General features: G+C 56.8%; 15 protein-coding genes. 7 read left to right on the top strand and 8 right to left on the bottom strand.

What is annotated here, in order from left to right; genetic code table 11:
• Nucleotides 1–2 precede the first annotated feature (2 nt).
• Complete coding sequence (locus PK28_RS16020; protein ID WP_044515646.1) at nucleotides 3–1,373, bottom strand: Nramp family divalent metal transporter; 1,371 nt, start codon at nucleotides 1,371–1,373, stop codon at nucleotides 3–5.
• Nucleotides 1,374–1,525: 152 nt separating this feature from the next.
• On the opposite strand from PK28_RS16020, the gene PK28_RS16015 reads away from it, so the two are divergent.
• A complete protein-coding gene (locus PK28_RS16015; protein ID WP_044515643.1) occupies nucleotides 1,526–2,521 on the top strand; it encodes a cation diffusion facilitator family transporter in 996 nt (331 codons plus the stop codon).
• 21 nt (nucleotides 2,522–2,542) lie between these two features.
• On the opposite strand, the gene PK28_RS16010 is transcribed toward PK28_RS16015, so the two are convergent.
• Nucleotides 2,543–4,165 (bottom strand): T9SS type B sorting domain-containing protein, encoded by a 1,623-nt coding sequence (locus tag PK28_RS16010; protein ID WP_044515640.1) that lies wholly within the window; start codon nucleotides 4,163–4,165, stop codon nucleotides 2,543–2,545.
• A 149-nt stretch (nucleotides 4,166–4,314) separates the two neighbouring features.
• On the bottom strand, nucleotides 4,315–5,712 hold the full coding sequence (locus tag PK28_RS16005) for a PQQ-dependent sugar dehydrogenase (protein ID WP_052430576.1): 1,398 nt from the start codon (nucleotides 5,710–5,712) through the stop codon (nucleotides 4,315–4,317).
• A gap of 131 nt (nucleotides 5,713–5,843) precedes the next feature.
• Between PK28_RS16005 and PK28_RS16000 the strand changes: the two genes are divergently transcribed.
• From PK28_RS16000 to PK28_RS15990, 3 genes are all read left to right on the top strand, one after another.
• A complete protein-coding gene (locus PK28_RS16000) occupies nucleotides 5,844–7,520 on the top strand; it encodes an amidase (RefSeq protein ID WP_044515637.1) in 1,677 nt (558 codons plus the stop codon).
• 12 nt (nucleotides 7,521–7,532) lie between these two features.
• Nucleotides 7,533–7,997 carry a GNAT family N-acetyltransferase gene (locus PK28_RS15995; RefSeq protein WP_044515634.1) on the top strand — a complete coding sequence of 155 codons (465 nt, stop codon included), beginning with the start codon at nucleotides 7,533–7,535 and terminating at the stop codon, nucleotides 7,995–7,997.
• A 92-nt stretch (nucleotides 7,998–8,089) separates the two neighbouring features.
• The gene (locus tag PK28_RS15990; protein ID WP_044515631.1) at nucleotides 8,090–10,540 is read left to right on the top strand and encodes a S9 family peptidase; all 2,451 of its coding nucleotides are present in this window, start codon (nucleotides 8,090–8,092) and stop codon (nucleotides 10,538–10,540) included.
• Between the two features lie 78 nt (nucleotides 10,541–10,618).
• On the opposite strand, the gene PK28_RS15985 is transcribed toward PK28_RS15990, so the two are convergent.
• Nucleotides 10,619–11,995 (bottom strand): hypothetical protein, encoded by a 1,377-nt coding sequence (locus PK28_RS15985; RefSeq protein ID WP_156126433.1) that lies wholly within the window; start codon nucleotides 11,993–11,995, stop codon nucleotides 10,619–10,621.
• 310 nt (nucleotides 11,996–12,305) lie between these two features.
• Here PK28_RS15985 and metK point away from each other — a divergent pair, with 310 nt between their 5' ends.
• The gene (gene metK / locus PK28_RS15980; RefSeq protein WP_044515628.1) at nucleotides 12,306–13,568 is read left to right on the top strand and encodes a methionine adenosyltransferase; all 1,263 of its coding nucleotides are present in this window, start codon (nucleotides 12,306–12,308) and stop codon (nucleotides 13,566–13,568) included.
• A gap of 81 nt (nucleotides 13,569–13,649) precedes the next feature.
• Here the strand turns inward: metK and hpf are convergent, their stop codons facing one another.
• From hpf to PK28_RS15960, 4 genes are all read right to left on the bottom strand, one after another.
• Nucleotides 13,650–13,949, bottom strand: coding sequence for a ribosome hibernation-promoting factor, HPF/YfiA family (gene hpf, locus PK28_RS15975; RefSeq protein WP_044515627.1), 300 nt, complete (start codon nucleotides 13,947–13,949; stop codon nucleotides 13,650–13,652).
• Nucleotides 13,950–13,986: 37 nt separating this feature from the next.
• Nucleotides 13,987–14,817: a tyrosine-type recombinase/integrase gene (locus tag PK28_RS15970; protein WP_316931944.1), complete on the bottom strand. Its 831-nt coding sequence runs from the start codon at nucleotides 14,815–14,817 to the stop codon at nucleotides 13,987–13,989.
• A 199-nt stretch (nucleotides 14,818–15,016) separates the two neighbouring features.
• Nucleotides 15,017–15,214, bottom strand: coding sequence for a 30S ribosomal protein S21 (rpsU, locus tag PK28_RS15965; protein ID WP_044517381.1), 198 nt, complete (start codon nucleotides 15,212–15,214; stop codon nucleotides 15,017–15,019).
• A 160-nt stretch (nucleotides 15,215–15,374) separates the two neighbouring features.
• Nucleotides 15,375–16,514: an acyl-CoA dehydrogenase family protein gene (locus PK28_RS15960; RefSeq protein ID WP_044515624.1), complete on the bottom strand. Its 1,140-nt coding sequence runs from the start codon at nucleotides 16,512–16,514 to the stop codon at nucleotides 15,375–15,377.
• 335 nt (nucleotides 16,515–16,849) lie between these two features.
• Here PK28_RS15960 and PK28_RS15955 point away from each other — a divergent pair, with 335 nt between their 5' ends.
• Both PK28_RS15955 and PK28_RS15950 read left to right on the top strand, forming a co-directional pair.
• Nucleotides 16,850–17,686 carry a polysaccharide biosynthesis/export family protein gene (locus PK28_RS15955; RefSeq protein ID WP_048826160.1) on the top strand — a complete coding sequence of 279 codons (837 nt, stop codon included), beginning with the start codon at nucleotides 16,850–16,852 and terminating at the stop codon, nucleotides 17,684–17,686.
• Between the two features lie 61 nt (nucleotides 17,687–17,747).
• Complete coding sequence (locus PK28_RS15950) at nucleotides 17,748–20,225, top strand: GumC family protein (protein ID WP_048826159.1); 2,478 nt, start codon at nucleotides 17,748–17,750, stop codon at nucleotides 20,223–20,225.
• The last annotated feature ends 12 nt before the right edge of the window (nucleotides 20,226–20,237 follow it).

The following is a 20,237-nucleotide window of genomic DNA, read 5'->3' as shown; positions in this document are numbered from 1 at the left end:
GCCTAGCCCCAGAAAGTCTGGACCAGCAGGTACACGTTGAGTAGAATAATAATGGCTGAAATAAGCCACGCCACGACCTGCACCCAGGGTTTGTTGACGAACACGCCCATTTTGGCTTTACTGCCCGTGAACAGCACCAGCGGCACTACGGCAAAGCTGAGCTGGAAGGAGAGAATAACCTGGCTGAGGACCAGCAGCTCGCCGGTGCCTTTTTCTCCGTACAGCAGCGTTACAATGAAGGCCGGTACCACCGCAATGCCGCGGGTAATTAACCGCCGCAACCAGAGCTTTAACTTCAGATCCAGAAAGCCTTCCATCACAATTTGCCCGGCCAGGGTACCCGTGAGGGTGGAGTTCTGACCGGAGGCCAGCAGCGCCACGGCAAATACCATACTGGCCGCGCCGGCGCCCAGTACCGGGCTCAGGAGCTGATGCGCTTCATTGATATCGGCCACGTTTTGGTTGCCTGTATTATGGAAGGCCGCCGCGGCCATAATCAGGATGGCGGCATTCACGAAAAAGGCCAGAAACAAGGCTAAAGTAGAGTCAATAGTAGCAAACTTGATAGCCATGCGCCGGCCGGCTTCGTTCTGCTCAATGGCGCGCGTCTGCACAATGCTGGAGTGCAGGTAGAGGTTGTGCGGCATTACGGTAGCCCCCAGAATACCAATGGCTACATACAGCATCTGGGGGTTGGTTACCACCTCTGGCTGAGGCACCAGGCCCTGCAGCAGGGCAAAATAATCAGGGTTTGAAACGATGATTTCGTACAGGAAACACCCGAAAATCAGCATAATCAGGCCGCCTACAATGCTTTCCAGCACCCGGAAGCCACGGCTTTGCAGCATCAGCACTACCAGCACGTCCAGGATAGTGAGCACTACGCCCCAGGTCAGCGGCAAGCCAAACAGCAGATTCAGGGCAATGGCTGAGCCGATGACCTCCGCCAGGTCGCAGGCGGCAATAGCAATTTCGCAGAGTACCCACAGCACCATGGCCACGGGTTTGGAGTAATGGTCGCGGCAGGCCTGGGCCAGGTCCCGGCCGGTTACAATGCCCAGCTTGGCTGCCAGGTGCTGGAGCAGCATGGCAAACAAATTCGAAATCAGAATAACGGAAAGCAGCGTATAGCCGTAGCGGGAACCGCCGGCCAGGTCGGTGGCCCAGTTGCCGGGGTCCATATACCCCACGGCCACCATCAGGCCCGGCCCCCAGAAAGCAAACAGCTTGCGCCAGAAGGAAGCGCTGGCCGGGGGCACTTTCACCGAGCCAAAAATTTCACCCAGCGAAGGCGCATGCCGGGGCCGCCGCCACCCGGTTAGCGGCGCTTCCTGAGGTGGTGCCGGAACAGGCGGCGGAACGGTGACTGGCATAGGGGCAGAGGAACTGGTTTCCACAAAGAACGGAATTTTAGATCAATCTAAAAATATTTTTAAGCCAGTATAAATACCCTGAATAAAGCAAAAGGTTTTAGCGGACCGGTTTCTTTCCGGACTTTTACACTTTAGCTCCCATTTTCTGCTTTATGTTGTCGTCGGTGAAGTTGCGGTTTGGTCTTTTGTCGCTGGTGGTAAGTCTGGCATTGGTGGGGGTGAAGTTTTATGCCTACTTCCTCACCCGCTCACAGGCGGTACTGACCGATGCCCTGGAGTCTATTATTAACGTGGCGACTAGCGGCTTTGCACTCTATAGTATTTACCTGGCCAGCCTGCCCAAAGACGAAAACCACCCCTACGGCCACGGCAAGATTGAGTATTTGTCTATCGGGTTTGAGGGGGCACTGATTCTCTCGGCCGGCTTTTACATCTTCCATTCGGCCATTCAAAGCCTGATGCACCCGCATGCGCTGGCCCGGCCCGACTGGGGCATGGCGCTGCTGAGCTTCACGGCCCTGGTAAACTTAGTAGTAGGCTTTTTGCTGATTAGGGCCGGAAAAAAGCACCATTCCGTGGCCTTAATTGGCGATGGACAGCACCTGTACCTGGATTCGGTCAGCACGCTGGTTTCGGTGGTGGCTCTGCTGCTGGTAGTGCTTACGGGCAATGTTCTTTTTGACTCTATTGCGGCCCTGATTCTGGGCGTTATCATTGTGGTGAATGGCTACCGTATGGTGCGCCGCTCGGTGTCGGGGCTGATGGATGAGTCGGATGTGACGACGGTGGAACAGGTTATTTCCGAGCTGAGCGCGCACCGGCAGCCCGCCTGGATAGACGTGCACAACCTGCGGGTGCTGCGCTACGGCGCCAATCTGCACATCGACTGCCACTTTACGCTGCCCTACTATTTCAGCCTAGAAGAAACCCACACCGAGCTGCACAATATAGAGCAGGTAGTGCGCGGCCGCTTTGATGTGGAAGTGGAAATGTTTGTGCACCCGGACCCCTGCACCTTTGCCGCCTGCTCTCACTGCCGCATGCCCGACTGCCCCGTGCGCCAGCACGCCTTCGACCGGGAAATTCCCTGGGTGATTTCCAACGTGGTGAAAAATGAGCGGCACCGCCTGGAGCAGGAGGCCGGCTAGGTTCTTATCAGCCTTTTGAGCTTACCGGATTAACTGCACCCAGCCTTTAGTAGCCGGGCCGGTGGGCGGCGTGAGAATGTAGTAATAAAGGCCAGTGGGCTGGCCGTCGCCATTCCAGTTGTTCTGGTAGCGGGTGTACCGGCGCACCAGGCGGCCCCAGCGGTTAAAAATCTGCAGCTGGCAGTCGTCGGGCAGGCTGTCAAACGCAAAGGTTTCGTTGCGGGCGTCGCCGTTGGGCGTGAATACATTGTAGCTGCCAAAGGGCTTAACCACTAAGGCGGGCACCACGCGCACCACTACCACTCGGTTTTGCACGGCCCGGGTAGGGCAGGCATTGTCTTGAATGCGCAGCGGAATCCGGAAAGTCTGGCCGATATAGCGGGCATCGGGCTGCAGCCGCAGCTGACCGATGGGGTGGCTGGTGTTGTTATCGGAAAGCGCCAGGGTGCCTACGGCCGAGGGCAGGAACTCCGGGTTGGAGAGGGTGGGGGAGCCGGGCGCCAGCTCGGGCATGGTTACCGTAAGCTGGTCGGTGGGGTTGGGGTCAGAGAAGTCAATGCGCGCCGTGGTCAGGCGGCCGGCGGGTACTTCTATCAGGGTAGAGTCGGTGTTGAGTATGCGGACGTCCGGGGCAGCCGGCGCACTGACGATGGGCGGGTTAGGCACCCGGTTTTCCTGGCAGTCCTGTACAATCACCAGCATGTCGCGCCGCACCAGACCAATCATTACCCATTCCCCCTCCAGGTAGCGGTACTCTTTAATCTGCACCACCAGCACATACTTATTCTGGGCCTGCTGGGCCGTCTCGGTTCCCGGGGTATATAGCGCCGGCCGGAAGGTAACGCTGCGGTTAAAATCGTTGATGCGGAAATCGGGCACTGCCAGGCTATTGCCGCCGGCGCAGGTGCCCGGCCGGAAGGACGGAATAGGAAAGCGGGCTGAGTACTTTCCGCCGGGGTCGATAACGCGGCACTGCGGGTTGGTATCATCAATGCTGCCGGGGTAGGTGCCCCAGCGCAGCGTCTCGCTGCAGCCATTCATTGCGTCGGCCAGGTCATACACCAGCGAGTCGCCGTCGGGCTCCGTAGCCGAGAAGGTAAGCGTGGTGGGCTGGCGCCAGCACACAAACGGCACCGGAATATCCTGTTCCAGAAACTGGGGCGAGGTATTCTGCAGGTCCGTAGTGCCCACCCGGGTGCGCAGAATAGCTTCAAAGTGCAGCGGCTCCACCTCCGAAAGGCCACCGGGCAGGTTGGCTACTTGCGGCCGGGAGGCAATGGTTACAAACAGGCGCCACTCCGCATTGGGCGGGAGGGTAAGCGTGGTCTGGTACTGCGCCGTTTGATAGTTAGTAGCCTGGCGGGGGCCGCAGGGCGGCTGCGTGCCCAGGGCCGTGCAGTAGGGGTTGCCCAGCGTAACAGCACCGGTTCGGGGTATCATCAGATAGCCACTCAGCGGGTCCAGATCCACGCAGCCGGTGCCGCTGGCGCGGTAGTCCAGCCGGACTTCATCGGGTAGCTTTTCGCCGGAGCAGTCCCGGAAAAAGCGGCACGTAATACGGTACTCATTGTTGCCGAGGGCCTCATAGGTAAGCTGTCCGCCCTGGGCGTGCGAGGCCCGGAGAGCCTGGGGCAGCAGGAACAAAATCAGAAGCAGCCATAATTTACCTGATGCGTGTAACGCTTTACCCATATAGCCGCTGCTGAAGTATCGAAAATGCCTCTTATACATTATAAGTCAGAAGACCAAAAGTACACGAGAAGCAGCGGAAGATAAACACCGGCCGAGGAGGGCTATTGAATGGTAAGGCGAACCACAGCTTTCTGTTGCGGGCTCTGTACCTGCACCGTGTACCACCCGGCACGCAGGTGGTGCAAGGGCAGCACCGCATGTGCCTGGCCCGCCGGTAGCATGGTGTGGCCTACTGGCCGCCCCAGCGCATCGTGCACAGTAACCTGGGCCGCTACCGGCAAGGGGGCCGCCAGGTGCAGCTCTACCTGGCTGGTAGCGGGGTTAGGCCAAACTGAAACTGCTAAAGGCAATGTTCCTGGAGTAGTGGCAGTAGGTACATAGGCTTTGTTCTGCAGCATCAGAATCTGGTCATCATTGGCAGTGCCTGCCCCGGAGCCGTCCCGGTTGCTGGTGCCCAAAAACACGCGGCCATCGGGGGCTACGCAAATAGCCCGCAGGCGCCCAAACTGCCGGTTGAAAATCAGGACCGGCTGGCTTTGCAGGCTAGCCCCATCGGCCTGCAATGGCAGTTGTAGTAGTTGACCGGCTTTCAGGCTATTCAGCAGCAAAGAGTTGCGCCACTCCGGAATGGCTGGGTGGTTATAATAAGCCAGCCCCGATACTGCCAGCGTGGGTGACCAGGCAAACAACGGCTCTTTCACGTTTTTATCAGTGCAGAAGGCTTTTTCAGCGGGCTCATCACAGAAGCCCTTCACCGTAGGCCAGCCATAATTCCGGCCCGCTTCTATCAGGTTAACCTCGTCATTGGAATCGGGGCCGTGCTCAGAGCTGTAGATGCGGCCATTAGGCCCCAGCGCCAGGCCCTGCGGGTTGCGGTGGCCCAAAGTGTACTGGTACTGGCCGGGCTGCGGGTTATCGGCGGGTACGCTGCCATCGGGGGCCAAGCGTAGCGTCTTCCCATTCAGACTGACGGTATTTTGTGGAGTGCTTTGGTCGGCGGCATCCCCCGTCGACATTAACAAATTACCATCGGGCAGGAACAGCAGGCGGGAGCCGCTATGAATGCGGGCGGCGGGTATTTCCGCAATCAGGGAAACCGGGGAGTTGAGCGTGCCGCCAGTATAAGTGTAGCGCACCAGCTTTTCCCTGATCTGGCCACTGGCTAAGTAGGTGTACACCACATACACGTAGGGTGAGGTAGCAAAGGCCGGGTGCAGAGCCATACCTAACAAACCGCCTTCGCCTTCCTCCGCCACCTCGGGCACCGTGAGTAACAAAGCTACTTCTCCCGTTGTCGGGTTTATCCGGCTGATGCGACCGGGGCGCTCCGTCAGCCAAAGAAAGTTATCAGGCCCCCAAAGCAGTTCCCAGGGCGTATCCAGCTGGGTGGCCAAAGTGGTTACCGTAACGGTGGTGTTGCCTACCTGCACAGTGCTGGGCTGCGCTATAGCCACCACTGCCAGCAGCCACAGCCAACCAAGGAGCAGGAAGCTTTTCATAGGGCCAGAAGTAAAGATGAATAAATGGCACCTGGTTAAGTTGGAAGATAACACTTTCGGGCAAGAAAGTGCCCCGGCTAATTTATAATCCTGTGTGCGGCGGCTGCCTGCTTGTCAGTATATTCACGCTGATGAAGAAGCTGTTACCCGCCTTGCTCCTGGGCTTTACTGGTCTGTTGGCTGGCGCCATGCTGCCCCGCCCCGCCGAGCTGCCGGACATTACTGTGCCCATGGTGCGCGCCGCCCAGCAGCTGATTGGGCTGAACTTTCCGGATGCGCAGCTGGACTCCGCCCGCCGCGACCTGCTAGACTACCGAAACAACTATCTGGCCGTGCGCCAGGTACAGTTGCCCAACAGCGTCATTCCGGCCGTCAGCTTCGACCCCCGCCCGCTGCGCCTGCGGGCCAGTTCTTCTGCCCCGCCCACGGACTTCCGGCGTCTGCCAAAAATGGGTAAAGTGGTGCTGCCCACCAACCGCGACGAGCTGGCCTATTACTCTGTGCGCCAGCTGGGCGAGCTGCTCCGCACCCGCCAAATCACCTCCGAAGAGCTGACCACATTCTTCCTGGCCCGCCTCCGGCGCTACAACCAGAAGCTGTTCTGCGTTACCTCGTTCACGGAGGAGCTGGCCCTGCAGCAGGCCCGCACCGCCGATGCCGAAATAAAGCGTGGGCGCTACCGGGGGCCACTGCACGGCGTGCCTTATGGTATTAAGGACTTGTTCAGCACCAAAACCTACCGCACCACCTGGGGCTCGGTGCCCTATAAAGAGCAGGTGCTGCAGGAAGATGCGGCCGTAGTTATCCGCCTGCAGGAAGCCGGCGCCGTGCTGGTGGCCAAATTTACTTTGGGCGAGCTGGCCATGGGCGACGTATGGTATGGGGGCAAAACCCGCACCCCCTGGGATATTACCAAAGGCTCCAGCGGTTCCTCGGCCGGCTCCGCGGCGGCTGTTTCCGCTGGCCTGGTGCCCTTTGCCATTGGTACTGAGACTTTGGGGTCTATTGTGAGCCCCAGCACCGCCTGCGGGGTAACGGGCCTGCGCCCATCCTTCGGGCGCATCAGCCGCTACGGCGCCATGGCCCTGAGCTGGACCATGGACAAGCCCGGCCCCATTGCCCGCTCCGCCGAGGATTGCGCCACCGTGCTGGGCGCCCTCACCGGACCCGACCCGCGCGACCCGGCTACCTTGCTGGCTCCCGCCGGCTTCCAATATGCGTTTGAGGGCAGCGTGAAAAAGCTGCGGGTTGGCTATCTGAAGACTGATTTCGCCCAGCTTTACTCCAACCAGGCCCACGACCAAACTACGCTAACAGTGCTGCGCCAGCTGGGCGTGGAGCTGGTGCCCCTGGAGCTGCCCGATTTACCCGCTGTAGACCTCACGTTTGGTCTCACGGCCGAGGCGGCGGCGGCGTTTGATGAGCTCACGCGCTCTGGCCAGGACCGCCTGATGGTGCAGCAAAGCCGCGACGCCTGGCCCAGTATTTTTCGTTCGTCGCGGTTTATTCCGGCCGTGGAGTATCTGCAGGCCCAGCGTGTGCGCACCCTGCTCATTGAGGAAATGGATAAGCGTCTGCTGGGGCTGGATGCCTACGTGGCGCCTTCGTTTGCGGGCGCTAACCTTATTCTCACCAACCTCACCGGGCACCCGGCCGTGGCCGTGCCCAATGGTTTTAATGCCAGTGGCCTACCCACCAGCATTACGTTCTGTGCACCGCTGTACGGCGAGGCCCGCCTGCTGGCGCTGGTGAAAGCCTACCAGGACGCCACGGACTTCGATGAAAAGCATCCGCCCCTTACTTTTTAATTTTTACGCGCAGTGACTCCCTATCAGGCCCAACATCCTTCCGGCTTTACCATCAGTACCGACGCCTCGCAGCTGGATGTACACGCCATTCACCGCTACCTGAGCGAGGATTCCTACTGGGCCAAGGACATTCCGTACGCTACCGTGGAGCGGGCCATTGCTAACTCCCTCAATTTTGGCTTGTATGCGCCCGATGGCCGCCTGGCTGGGTTTGCCCGCATCATCACCGACTACGCCACTTTTGCCTGGCTGTGTGATGTCTTCGTGCTGCCGGAATTCAGAGGGCAGGGCCTTTCTAAGTGGCTGATGGAAGTAGTGTGGGCGCACCCGGAGCTACAGGGCCTGCGCCGCCGGATATTGGCCACGCTGGACGCGCACGGCCTGTACACCCAGTTTGGGTTCGCGCCGCTGGCCGCCCCGGATCGGTTTCTGGAAATCCGGCAGCATAATCCCTACGGGGCACCCACCGCCAACTAAACGCCGGCCGTTTTTGCAACGCCGGGCGGCCGGGCCTTGTCATTGGCGCCCGAGGGTGTAGTTTGCAGTCTGTCTTTGCTTTTACCTGGTCTATGCGTTTTTCTGTTTTTTCGCTGCTGAGCCTGCTGCCTTTGGCCGGCCTGGCGCAAACTGCCCCTACAACCGGGCTGGCCCCGCTTACCGTTGAGAAAATCATGCGCGACCCAGCGCAGTGGCTGGGTAGCTCGCCTACCAATGTGTATTGGAGTGAGGACGGCCGCCGCATCTATTTCAACTGGAACCCGGAGAAAGCCCGCCGCGATTCCCTTTACGCAGTAGCGCCGGGCGGCGGCATGCCCCGCAAGGTCAGCTTGCGGGAGCAGCGCGAGCTGCCGGCGGCCACTGGCGCCTACAACCAGAACTACACGCGCAAAGTGTATGAAAAGGAGGGAGATATTTATCTACTGGAGCTGAAATCGATGAAGAGCCGCCGCGTGACGAACACGGCGGAGCGGGAAACAGAGCCCCGCTTTGCCCTGCAGGGCCAGCTGGTGAGCTACACGCGCAACGGCAACCTGTTTACCTGGGACCCCGCCACCGGCGAAACCACCCAGCGCACCGACTTCCGCCGCGGTACCAAGCCACCCGGCGCCCAGCCCACCGATAAATCGGAGAAATTCCTAAAGGCCCAGCAGCTGGCCTTGTTTGAGGTGCTGCAGCAGCGGGAGCAGGACGCCAAAGCCCGCGAGCGGCAGCAGAAGGCCCTAGCCCGTCTGCGCCCCAAAGCCATCTATCTCGGTACCAAAACCGTGGAGAATCTGCAGCTCAGTCCCGATGGCCGTTTTGTAACCTACACCCTGGTCCAGGAACCCGCCAGCAGCAAAGTGGCCGTGGTGCCCAGCTTCGTGACCACCTCTGGCTTTACGGAGGACTTATCCACCCGCACCAAAGTGGGCTCGGCCCAAACGGCCTACGAATTGGGGCTGTATGATATTGGGCGCGACACTACGTTTGTGTTGGGCTACCGCGACCTGCAGGGCCTGGACGAGCAGCCGGCTTACCGCAAGGAATACCAGCTTACTGCCAAAGCCCCGCAGCCTGCCGATTCCAGCAAAACCAAAAAAGAAAAGCCCGCCACCGAGCTGCGCCGCGTAATACCCTATGGGCCTTTCTGGTCGGAGAACGGGAAGCACGCATTCCTGGTCATTCGCTCCACCGATAACAAGGACCGCTGGATTGTAGCTCTGGACGCGCCCACCCAGAAAATAAAGCTACTGGACCGCCAGCATGATGATGCCTGGATAAATGGCCCCGGCATTGGCTACGAGGCCGGCGCCGTGGGCTGGCTGCCGGATAATCAGCATATCTGGTTTCAGAGCGAGGAAACCGGCTATTCGCACCTTTACACAATGGATGTTACCAGCGGCCAGAAAAAGGCCCTGACCAGCGGGACGTTTGAAATTCAGAATGCCCGCCTGAGCCGCGACAAGAAAACCTGGTACCTCACGGCCAACAAAACGGCCCCCGGCGAGCAGCAGGCTTACCGCATGCCCGTGCAGGGTGGCCCGCTTATCCAGCTCACCACGCGCCCCGGGGCCAGCGAAATTTTCCTCTCCCCCGATGAGAAAACCCTGGCCGTACGCTACAGCTACACCAACAAGCCCTGGGAGCTGTATGTGATGCCCAACAAGCCCGGTGCCTCCATGCGCCAGCTCACGCACTCTACCACTCCGGAGTTTGAAAGTTACGCCTGGCGCGACCCGGAGGTAATTACCATTCCCACCCGCGACGGCCAGCAGGTGTATGCCCGCCTGTACCGTCCGGCGTCACCGCAGGCGCAGGGGCCGGCCGTGGTGTTTGTGCACGGCGCGGGCTACCTGCAGAACGCCCACAAGTGGTGGAGCCTGTATTTCCGGGAGTACATGTTCCATAACCTGCTGGCCGACCAGGGCTACACCGTGCTGGATATTGACTACCGGGGCTCCGCCGGCTACGGCCGCGACGTGCGCACGGGCATTTACCGCTATATGGGTGGCAAAGACCTCACCGACCAGGTAGACGGGGCCAAGCTGCTGACGGAAAAGTACGGCGTCAGCCCCCAGCGCATTGGTATTTATGGCGGCAGCTACGGCGGCTTCATTACTCTCATGGCCATGTTCACCCAGCCCGAAGTATTTAAAGCCGGGGCCGCCCTGCGCTCCGTTACCGATTGGGCCCACTACAACCACGCCTACACCGATAATATCCTCAACGAGCCCTATTCCGATAGCCTGGCCTACGTGCGCTCTTCGCCTATTTACTACGCCAGCGGCCTGAAAGGTGCCCTGCTCATGTGCCACGGCATGGTAGATACCAACGTGCACTTCCAGGATATTGTCCGCCTCACGCAGCGCCTCATTGAGCTGAAAAAGGAAAACTGGGAGCTGGCCGTGTACCCTGTGGAAGACCACGGTTTTGTAGAGCCCAGTTCGTGGACCGATGAGTACAAGCGCATTTTAAAGCTTTTTGACACCAATCTGAAGCCTGCCGCCACGGCACCCCCGGCCGGGCAAACCAGCCGCTAAAATCATTGCTTTCTTTACAAAAACACCCCGGCGCCAGTAGGCGCCGGGGTGTTTGCTTTGGCATCTATACCAGGTTTCTCAATCGGTGTTTTTATTCAGCCGAAAGCCAAGGCTAAACACTGCCAGGTGGCTGCGCAGGTTGTATTCCCGGGTGCGGTACAAACTAAGGGCATTGGTCGACTTTTCTACCACTACTGACTCAATAGCCGTGCGGTCGTCCAGCAGGCCTTCCTGGTAGCGCCAGCTGAGCAGGGCAGTGAGGCGCTGCCACCGGTAGCCAATTTCCGCGTACAGGCCCACCTGCTCGTGCGGGTAGTCCAGCTGCACGCTTCTGCGCAGGGGTGTGCCGTTGTACGTGAGGTCGGTAGCACCCGGGTAGGCGCTTTCGTTTTCCTTTAGGGCATTAAAGCTCATGGCCAGGCCCAGGCCCGCCAAAAACTGCCCGGTTGGCAGGGGCCGCAGGGCCCGAATGCCTATCTGCAGGTTTGTCTGTGAGCCGCTCAACCGATAGGTCTTGGTTGGGTAGCCCGCTTTGCCCGTGGCAAACTCCTGTTGATAGTCCTGCATTTTCCGAAAGCTGGCGTCGGTGTGCAGGGCCAGGCGCCGGCCGGGAAACAGCACATCGGCATAAATGCCCACCACCGGGCGCAGCCCCTGTTCCAGCTTGGCATCAGACAGGTAGCGCTTCTCCAGGGGCAGTACCTCGTACTGCTGCGGTCCGGTTACGGAGGCGTACTGGTTATCGGCGGTTTTGCCATCCTTGGCGGTGGTGCTGGTATAGGCGGCGCCGGCCTGCACGCCCCAGTCCAGCCGCACGCGGTTCTGGCCTTTGGGCTTATCCCCGGTGTTTGGCGTAGCGGCTATGGTCTGGCCCAGGCAGGTGGTATTATACTGCTGCACCAGCCGGATTATGGCTTTCTCATCGTAGGGCAGTCTGCTGATACGGGGAGCTACCTCCGGGCAGGTGGGCAGGAAGCCCCGGAGCTGTTCACGGTAGTCATTCACCCGGCTGAGGTAGCGCCGCCCATCCGGGCCGGTGTACTGGTAGCGGCGGTCTACCAGCTCCAGGGGCTTCTGCCCGTCGCGCAGCAAAAAATAGTGCGGGGTAGTTCCCCGGAAAGCCGCCAGCAGCGTGATGGGGCCTTGCACCAGCACTTCCGTCACCAAGGTGTCCGTCACGAAGCGGGTGCGGGGCGCATCGGTTTGCAGGTAGGAGGGGTTGCTTTCCGCGGCGGCATCATACGTCAGGTATTGGGTGCGCCAGTGGCGCACGCCGCTCAGCCCAAATGCCTGTAAGGAGCGGGTAGACAGTGTTTGCAGGGCTGTTTGCCCCTGGTTTCGGAACCGGATAGTAGCGGGGGCATCCTGCCAGTAAGCGTTTTCCAGCTCTCCGCGCACGGTATCACCCGCGGCGCGTACCAAATATCCCGGCTGAAAGGTTTGGGCCCGGGCCATAGGCATTGAAATACCGAAGGCCAATAAGGTGATACAAGCTAAATAATAGAAGTGCCGGAGCATTGGGAAAGAAAGAATAAAGAAGGGAAAGGAATAAAGGGCGGAAGATACACGGATAATCAGGGAAGATACTATCCGGCAAACAGCCGGCTGGGGCCGCCAAGAGCAGGGAATATGCCGGCCCGGGCCTTTCTGATGTTTCTACATGCTTCCTGCCTTGCATAAAACTCGTAGCTTTGCGGCCCGCCCACCAGTGCTTTGGGCAGGGCAGGGGCTACCGGCCTCTCGCGCACTTCTATCTCATAAGCTGATGTCGTACCTGTTTACTTCCGAGTCCGTTTCGGAAGGTCATCCCGATAAAGTAGCCGACCAGATTTCTGATGCTATCCTTGACGAGTATTTGCGTCAGGACCCTGCGTCCAAGGTTGCCTGCGAAACCCTCGTTACCACGGATTTTGTGCTGGTAGCCGGCGAAATCAAATCCAAAGCGCACGTAGACGCCGAGCCCATTGCCCGCGAGGTAATCCGCCGCATTGGCTACAACAAGCCGGAATACCTGTTTAACGCCGATACCTGCGAGGTGATGAACCGCCTGCACGAGCAGTCGCCGGACATTAACCAGGGTGTGGAGCGCGCCAAAGACGAAGAGCAGGGCGCCGGCGACCAGGGCATGATGTTCGGGTACGCTACCAACGAGACGGAAAACTACATGCCGCTGGCCCTGGACCTTTCCCACCGCTTGCTGGAAGAGTTGGCGCGTATCCGCAAAGCCGGGCAGGAAATGACTTACCTGCGCCCTGATGCCAAATCGCAGGTGACTATTCGCTACGCCGATGATAACACGCCGCAGGCCATTGAAACCATTGTGGTGAGTACCCAGCACGATGAGTTTGATGCCTCGGAGGAGAAAATGCTGAAGCAGATATCCGAAGATATCCGCCACATCCTCATTCCCCGCGTGAAAGCCGGCCTCGGCGCGGAAGTGCAGCGCCTCTTCACCGACCAGATTACCTACCACATCAACCCCACCGGCAAGTTCGTCATCGGTGGCCCGCACGGCGACACCGGCCTGACCGGCCGCAAAATCATTGTGGATACCTATGGCGGCAAAGGTGCCCACGGTGGCGGGGCTTTCTCCGGCAAGGACTCTTCCAAAGTAGACCGCTCCGCGGCTTACGCTACCCGCCACATTGCCAAAAACCTGGTGGCGGCCGGCGTAGCTGACCAAGTTCTGGTGCAGGTGGCCTACGCCATTGGCGTAGCCCAGCCCGTGGGCCTCTATGTAACTACCTACGGCACTACCAAAGTGAAAGGCGCCAATGGCCAGCCCCTCACCGATGGGGAAATTGCCGAGAAGGTGAACAAGCTGTTCGATATGCGCCCCTATGCTATTGTGAAGCGCTTCGGCCTGCAGAACCCCATCTTTGGCGATACTGCCGCTTATGGCCATTTGGGTCGTCGCCCCGGCACCAAGCAGGTAACTATGCGCAACGGGGAGGTGAAGACGTTCGAAACCTTTACCTGGGAAAAGCTCGACTACGTGGATAAAATTAAAGCTGAGTTTGGGCTGTAATACTCGCCGTCTCCAGCAAATGAAAAGCCCCGCCTGAGCTATCAGACGGGGCTTTTTTTATGGCCAAATGGCAAGGGTGGGCTAGTGGCTCACCATTTTGTCTTTGTACCGGGTAATCTGCCGTTTCAGGCTATCGGCGGCAGCATCAGCGGCTGCTTCAAACGTACCCGCATCTTCCTGGGCAAACAACGTAGTGCCCGGCACGTGAACCTTAATTTCGACGGTCTTATTAGAAATACCATCCTTGTTATTCAGGCGCAGAATAACTTCACCTTCGGTCACACGGTCGTAGAAGGTTTCGAGCTTGTCGAGGCGCTTCTGGATGAAATCGAGCAGTTTCTGGTCGGCGTTAAAGTGCACCGATTGCGTCTGTACTTTCATCGATTGTGGGGTTTGGGAGTAAGAAAAAAGGAACAACTCAGGCCTTTGGATGGGCCTTTTCAAAAACCGCTTTCAGCTTATCAATAGACAAGTGCGTGTATACCTGCGTGGCCGCCAGATTGGCGTGTCCCAGCAACTCCTTAATAGCATTTAGGTCGGCTCCTTTCCCCAGCAGATGCGTGGCAAAGGAATGCCGCAGCACGTGTGGGTGCTGTTGCGAGGAAGCCGTGGTAATCTGCCCCAAATAGTGCTTTACGGTACGGTACACGAACTTTTCATAGAGCGGTTCTTGCTTATTGGTAACGAGCAGGACGCCGCGGGCGTTGTCGCCGCTGCCAAATTCGTGTTGCTTTAACGCTATATAGCGCTCCAGTACTTGTAACAGGGTAGGGTTGAGCGGCACCACCCGCTGCTTGTTGCCTTTGCCGGTTACGCGCACCGTGCGGGCCGGCAGACTTACATCATCGTGCCGGATGCCTAGTAGCTCAGAAAGGCGGATGCCTGTACCGTAGAGCAGCTCCATTATCAGCTGGTCGCGCACGCCTACAAAGGTGTCCGGAAACGCAAAGGAGTTGAGCAGGCCATTGAGCGAGTCTTCTGGCAGAAAATCGGGCAGCTTCTTGCCCACTTTGGGTGAGGTGATGCGCAGCATGGGGTTTTTGCTGATGACCCCGGTACGCAGCAAAAACTTATAGTAGGAGCGCAGGCAGGCTATTTTGCGGTTTACCGTGCGCGGGTCGCGCTGCTGCTCCATTAAAGTCACAATCCACGAGCGAATCAGGGTATGATCTGCCTGTGCGGGTTTTTCCAGCTCATAGGTGGTGTGCAGATATTCGGCAAACTGCCGCAAATCTGTTTGATAAGACACCAGCGTATGGGGACTGAAGCGTCGCTCGAACCGTAAATAGTCAAAAAATAATTCCATACGCGGGCTACTGCCAGCCAACGGGGCCGGACAACCAATGTATGGAATTATTTCGAAAAGTACGAACGCGAAAAAACCGTCTGATTCGCTCCAGAGAGCAAATCAGACGGTTTTTATGTTCCGTTCAACAGGGGCGGTTAGTTTAGTTAGCCGCCTCGTTGCCGTACATCGTCTGCTTATAGGCAGCCTTAATCTTCTGCTTGCGCTTCGTGATAGAAGGCTTCTGGAAGAACGTGCGACGACGCAGCTCTTTCAGCACGCCGGTGCGCTCAAACTTCTTCTTAAAACGCTTAAGTGCACGGTCAACCGACTCGTTCTCCTTGATTTGGACGATGATCATATATTCAGTGAGCTTGAAAACTATTCCTGGATTGAGGGGGGCAAAGATAAGCAGAGATTTCAATGATTTGAAATGATTCCACAGAATTTCCTGCGTGGTAAGTCGCGCTAGGGCTGTGCCAATCAGTGAAATCCGGCTAAAACTGGCCCAATCAAGGTTTCTACTTTAGCAAGGTGCGGGCAATTACCAGCTTCTGAATCTCAGAAGTGCCCTCGCCAATGGTGCAAAGCTTAGAGTCACGGTAGTACTTCTCGGCCGGATAATCCTTTGTATAGCCGTAGCCACCAAAGATCTGTACGCCTTCATTAGCCGCCCGCACACATACTTCCGAAGCATACAGCTTCGCCATGGCCGACTCACGATTCACGTTGAGGCCCCGGTCCTTCATATCAGCGGCGCGGTACGTGAGCAGCGCAGCGGCTTCAATTTCAGTAGCCATATCCGCCAGCTTAAAGGAGATACCCTGGAAACTGGAAATAGGCTGGTTGAACTGGTAGCGCTCTTTGGAATACTGTAGCGCGGCCTCGTAGGCACCCTGCGCAATGCCCAGGCTCAGGGCCGCAATGCTGATGCGGCCACCGTCCAGCACTTTCAGCGCCTGCACGAAGCCGTCGCCTACTGTGCCAATGATGTTTTCCTTGGGTACACGGCAATCAGTGAAAATCAGCTCCGTGGTTTCGGAAGCGCGCATGCCCAGTTTATCTTCTTTGCGGCCAGCCGCAAAGCCGGGCGTGCCACGCTCAATGATGAAAGCCGTCATGGCGCGGGAGTCGCCTACCTCACCGGTGCGGGCAATTACCACGGCTACATTGCCGCTTTTGCCGTGGGTAATGAAGTTTTTGGCGCCGTTCAGCACGTAATGGTCACCATCCTCAATGGCTACGGTACGCATATTGCCGGCATCAGAACCGGTGTTGGGCTCTGTGAGGCCCCAGGCACCAATCCATTCGCCGGAGGCCAGCTTGGGCAAATACTTGCGTTTCTGCTCCTCGGAGGCATGCTGCAGAATGTGGCCCGTGCACAGCGAGTTATGCGCGGCCATGGACAAGCCAATGCTGCCATCAATTTTTGATAACTCCGCAATGGCCGTTACGTACTCGGTGTAGCCAAAGCCGGAGCCGCCGTATTCCTGCGGTACCAGCACGCCCATCAGACCTAGCTCACCCAGTTTGTGAAACACCTCCACCGGGAATTCCTGGCTTTCGTCCCACTTCATCATGTGCGGCTTGATGTGGGTGGCACCAAAGTCGCGCACCATCTGGGCAATCATTGTCTGGTTTTCAGTAGCTACCAGTTCCATGTAGTAAATCGTTTGGGTGGGAAGTAAGGGGATAACCGAAAAAGGCCGGTTTTGGGTTTGCGAAAGTAGCTTTTTTACAGCAGCTATACTTGCCTCTGCCAAACCTGATCAAGCCTCTGATTTTGAAAGGGGCCGCAATTTCGGTAACTTTGAAGGTTTTTTAGGTGAAATTGCCTCTTTATTAGCTGCTTTCGGCATACGTTTCTATTCTTTCTTCACCGGCTTATCCAGCCTACATGCGCATAGCTTCTCTACGTTTTCTTGTTTGGGTTCTGTTGGTGCAAGGCGCTATACTCAGCTCCTGCTCTACCTCCAAGTCTTACAGGCAAAATATTATGTTCCGAACTACCGGCAGCAATGCTGTGGTGGACACCAGCCGCTTGCGTAACTTGGTAGGGCAGCTGAGCCGAAACTACGTTATCCGTCCCAACGACTACATTCAGGTAAGTGTGTATACCAACCGGGGTGAGCGGTTGCTGGACCCCAACGGCGAGCTGCGTTTTGGCACGCCCGGCAGCCAGTCGGTACAAGGAGGCAGCACATCGGGTAGCAGCGGTAACCAGACTGGCAGTAGTGGCGGTATTTCCCGCGGTGGGGAACTGGGCAGCCAGCCCGCCGGTGCCGCCCAGTTTCTGGTGCAGGCCGATGGCCGCGTGAAATTACCTATGGTAGACTATGTGAAGGTGAGCGGGGCTACGCTGCTACAGGCGGATAGTATTCTGCAACTAAAATATAATACCTATTATAAAGAGTCCTTTGTAAGTACCCGGGTCACGAACAGCCGTGTATTTGTGTTAGGAACGCCAGGCGGGCGGATTGTACCCATGTACAACGATAATATGAATCTGCTGGAGGTATTGGCTGCTGCAGGTGGCATTGATGGCGGCGGCGGCGCTAGCGGCGGTGGCGGGAGTAATGGCCGGCTAGGGAAAGCTTTCAACATCCGGCTGATCAGAGGTGACCTACACAATCCGCAGGTGCAGGTAATAGACCTTTCTACTATTGAAGGTATGCGCCGGGCCGACTTGCAGGTGCAGCCTAATGATGTGATTTATATTGAGCCGGTACGCCGGCCTTTCAAAGAAGCATTGGCGGACATAACGCCTGTTTTATCAACGCTCACGGCTGTTATAACCACCGTCTTTCTAATAGCCAACCTGAATAACAACTGAGCAGTGGATTTAACGTCAGTATTGCAAAAGATGGGCTTTCCTTTTTACCGCTAAAGCTGGAATGGCAAGTAACGAAAACGCTGAACTGGAAGACCTGATTCGCAATAGTTTAGGGAATCAACCTGCTGCAACTGCTATTGAACCTGATGCGGAAGCAGAAGGCGGCGGGCTGGATCTGGCTACGCTGGTCATGGTGGTTCGCAAGAGCCTACCCTGGATGCTCTTGTTCGTCCTGTTGGGTCTGCTGGCTTCCTGGACTTATCTGCGGTACACTAAGCCCGTCTATCGTTCTTCCTCTATTCTGAAAATAGATGAAAAACAAGAGGCAGGCTCATTGGGTCTGGGTGCCAATATAGCGGGTGGCGAGTCCGGTCTTACCCTTAACAAACTGTCGGGCGAGGTGGAACTGATTAAGTCCAACCTCATTTACCGCCAACTGCGCGATTCACTGGAGTTGGACGTGAACTACTACGCACAGGGAACGGTCCTGGAAAGTGAGCTTTATAAGACCTCACCCTTCCATGTGGAATATGTTATTGCTGATCCGAGTCTTTATGGAATTCGGTTTAATGTGCAATTTGTTGACAAGAATAGATTTACTCTTTCTTACGCGCTGAGGGGAGAGGAATTTGCCGGAGAATATACGGTAGGCACCAGTATCGCAAAGCCGGGTATTTCATTAACGCTTACTGTTAATCCTCAGGGAGGGACAGATATTATAGGTGGTAAATACCATTTTGTTATCAATAATAACGGAGCAATTAATCAGTACATTGATCAAAACCTGACGGTTGAAATCATCAATCCTGATGCCAGTACCATTGGTATTTCGTTTGCTGATCACAACCCGCGCAAAGCCCAGGATATCGTCAACCGGATTGATACAGTTTATCTGGTAGAGAAACTAGCCAAAAACTCTCTGGGGCAGCAGCAGACGCTTCAGTATCTGGACGAGCAGCTGGAAGTAACCCGGGATAGTTTGCAGAAGGCCGAGTTAGCGCTGCAGCGCTTTGTGAAGGCAAATAAAACCTATGACGTAAAATCCGATGTCGGTACGCTGACGGGCAAGTTGGACGAGCAGGAAAAGGAGCGCCTGGCCCTGCAACAGCGACTGGACTTACTAAATGGCGTGTCCCGTTTAGTACAGCGTGAGCAGCTTACCCGGGATGAAAATACCACCGTTGAGCAAAGTATCCCGGGCTTGGTAACGCTGCAGGATCCAGTGCTGACGCAGCAGATAAACGAGTTGAATATGGCGCAACAGGATTTGCGCCGCGTCCTGAGGTCTAATACCGAGGCCACAGAAGCCGTGCAGCAACGAAAGGCAGCTGTAGAATACGCGCAACGGAACGTGCAGGATGCGCTCCAGCAAAGCCTGCGGGTAGTCCGCGACCAGATGGCCGTCATTAATCAACAGCGCGGTCAGTTTAATGCCGCGTTGCAGGTATTACCTCAACGCGAAACAGAGTTGGCGCGCCTACGTCGTCCTTTCGAGCTATTCGAGAAAACTTATCTGATGTTGATGGATAAGAAGGTGGAGTTCAGCATTGCCAAAGCTGGAACCACGCCTGATTTCCAGATTCTTTCCCCGGCATCTGCGCCTTTGGAGCCTATATCTCCCGTGCGGATGATAGTGTATGCTATTGGCCTAGCTGGTGGTATTGTACTAGGGCTGGGCTTAGTAGCGGTGCGCTATTTTATGCACAATACTATTACCAGCAGCCGGGAGCTGGAAAACAATTGTATTGCCCCGGTTCTGGGTATCATTCCAACCTACGATAAAGAGAAGCTGGCAGTGTCCAAGCTGATTGTCGATAAAAACCCTAAGTCAGCCATTTCAGAGTCCATTCGCTCTATCCGGACTAACCTGGAGTTTATGGCGTCTTCAAAGAAGAAACGCCTGATTTCCATTACCTCTACGGTCAGCGGAGAAGGAAAAACGTTTGTGGCAGTAAACCTGGGGGGCATTATTGCACTATCGGAGCAGCGGGTAGTTATCCTGGATCTGGATATGCGCAAGCCAAAAGTCAATCTGGCTTTTGGGGCTGAGAATATCAAAGGCATCAGCACCATTCTGATTGAGCGGCATAGCTGGGAAGAATGTATACAGCACACTTCTATCCCAACGCTCGATTTCATTTCGGCGGGACCCACGCCGCCTAACCCTTCTGAGCTTATTCTGAGTCCCAAGTTTGACGAGTTGCTCGCCAACCTACATCAGCAATATGATGTCATTATGATTGATACCCCGCCGGTAGGATTAGTGACGGATGGTATCCTCATTATGCGCAAAGCCGACCTGCCGATTTACATTGTGCGGGCTAATTACTCGAAGAAAGCATTCCTGAAAAATATCAATAAGCTGATTCGGACGAATGGCTTTACCCGGCTGGCCACCATTCTGAATGATGCTCAGGCTTCTGGAATGTATGGCTATGGCTACGGCTACGGCTATGGCCAAGGCTACGGGCAGGGCTACTATGAAGAAGTGCAGCCAAAACTCAGCGTATGGCGGCGCTTGCGGCAGCGCTTTGCGTAACTTTCGAGTATG

It is taken from the genome of Hymenobacter sp. DG25B (assembly GCF_000801315.1).
Taxonomy (GTDB): domain Bacteria; phylum Bacteroidota; class Bacteroidia; order Cytophagales; family Hymenobacteraceae; genus Hymenobacter.
Note: the sequence above shows the minus strand (reverse complement) of the source record. Positions and strands in the feature narration are given on the sequence as shown.